Origin of the sequence: Bowmanella yangjiangensis (genome assembly GCF_017255015.1) — a bacterium.
In the GTDB taxonomy this organism is placed as follows: domain Bacteria; phylum Pseudomonadota; class Gammaproteobacteria; order Enterobacterales; family Alteromonadaceae; genus Bowmanella; species Bowmanella yangjiangensis.
In genome coordinates, this window is record NZ_JAFKCS010000159.1 from 1 (window position 1) to 1,815 (window position 1,815).

At 67.2% G+C, this 1,815-nt stretch carries 2 protein-coding genes; one reads left to right on the forward strand and one right to left on the reverse strand.

Annotation, left to right across the window (positions count from 1 at the left end; genetic code table 11):
• Positions 1-173: 173 nt before the first annotated feature.
• Positions 174-791, reverse strand: coding sequence for a nitroreductase family protein (locus J0A65_RS22880; RefSeq protein ID WP_206596607.1), 618 nt, complete (start codon positions 789-791; stop codon positions 174-176).
• Positions 792-895: 104 nt separating this feature from the next.
• Here J0A65_RS22880 and J0A65_RS22885 point away from each other — a divergent pair, with 104 nt between their 5' ends.
• Positions 896-1,789 carry a LysR family transcriptional regulator gene (locus J0A65_RS22885; RefSeq protein ID WP_179553022.1) on the forward strand — a complete coding sequence of 298 codons (894 nt, stop codon included), beginning with the start codon at positions 896-898 and terminating at the stop codon, positions 1,787-1,789.
• Positions 1,790-1,815: the final 26 nt, after the last annotated feature.

A 1,815-nucleotide genomic window follows, 5' to 3' on the forward strand; every position in this document is an offset into this window, starting at 1 on the left:
AACCAGGGCAAGGCGGATGTACGCACGCTGGCCGATGGCTGGACGGTGGTCACCTGCGATCGCAGCCTCTCGGCGCAGTTCGAGCACACGGTGGCGGTCACCCGTGATGGCGTCCGTGTGCTGACCCTGCGCCCGGACGAGCAGCGCCTGGGCGCCTGAGCCGGGCGCCGCTCTCACGCCAGCTCGAGAATCTCCTCCACCGGGCGGCGCGGTTTCTGCGGCCAGTTGTTGGCCTGCGCCCTGCCCAGGGTCACCAGCATCACAGGGATTTCCTCGTCGCCCAGGGCGAAGGCACGGCTGACACCGGCGATGTCGAAACCACTCATGGGGCTGGCGGCCAGCCCTAGTGCCTGGCCGGCCAGCATCAGGTTCGACGCGGCGAAGGTGGCGCTGCGCACGGCCTCGTCACGCCGGCTGTGCGGCACCTCGGCATACATTCGCGCAGCGCTGGACTGCCAGCTGAGCGCCATCTCGCTCGGCATCAGCCCCGACGCCACCGCAGGCGACAGGCGCTCGCCAAGCGACTCGGCGCACGGCAGCACGCCGCAGACAATGAAGGTCACAGCCGCTTCGCTGACCTTGGGCTGGTTCCAGGCCAGCTCGCGCAGACGCTGTTTGCCCGCGGCGCTGCGCACCGCGACGAAGCGCCAGTTCTGCAGGTTGAACGCACTGGGTGCGCGCCCGGCCCAACCGATCAGGGCTTCGATGCTGGCGTCGTCGAGCTGATGCTGCGCGTCGAAGTGGTTGACCGAGTTGCGTTGTTCGATGGCGGCAAGCAGAGGGTGGGTCATGGCGATGTCCTGTCGTGAGTGAATGTTCGACAGGTTAGTTACATGGACCCTGGTTGATAATCTCGTTTATCGTGTGATGACCATTCACTGAAAGTTGATAATCGATGGATCGCCTGACCGCCCTTGCCGTGTTCCGCCAGGTCGTCGAGCGTGGCAGCTTCGCCGCCGCCGCCCGCCACCTGAAGCTTTCAGCGGCCGCCGTGAGCAAGAACATCGGCGAACTGGAAGCCCACCTGGCAGTCCGCCTGCTCAACCGCACGACACGCTCCATGAGCCTCACCGAGGCTGGCCAGCGCTACTACGAGCAGGTGTCGCGAATTCTCGACGACCTGCAGCAGGCCGACAGCTCCCTGGGCGAGCTGCAGGCGACCCCCAGCGGCACCCTGCGCGTCAGCGCGCCGATGTCGTTCAGCCTGGTCTGCCTGGCCGATGCCATCCCGCGTTTTCTCGCCCGCTACCCCGAGCTGACGCTCGACCTGCAGCTCGATGACCGTCGTGTGGACATGATCGCCGAGGGTTTCGATCTGGCGGTGCGCGGCAGTGATCGGCTGGAGGACTCGAGCCTGGTCGCCCGCCCGCTGCTGACACTGCGCCACGTGCTCTGCGCCGCCCCGCAATACCTGCGCCGGCACGGCACGCCGCAGGTGCCGGAGGACCTGCAGGCGCTGGAGTGCGTGCAGTTCTCGCTGTCCGGGCATGCCCGTGAATGGGTGTTCCAGCGCGGTGAGCAGGTGCGCCGCCTGGAGGTGTGCGGACGCTACAGCGTCAACTCCAGCCTGGCGCTGTGCGCCGCCCTGCGCGCCGGCCACGGTATCAGCCTGGTCCCGGAGATCTACGTACGCGACGACCTGGCCCAGGGCAGGCTGCAGCCGCTGCTCGAAGACTGGCAGATGATGCAGACGCAGCTCTACGCCATCTACCCATCACGCCGTCAGTTGCAGGCCAAGGTCCGCGTGTTCATCGACTTTCTGCTGGAGGAACTGGGCCAGCAGGCATGAGCTGCCGGCCCGGCGAGAGCCGTTAC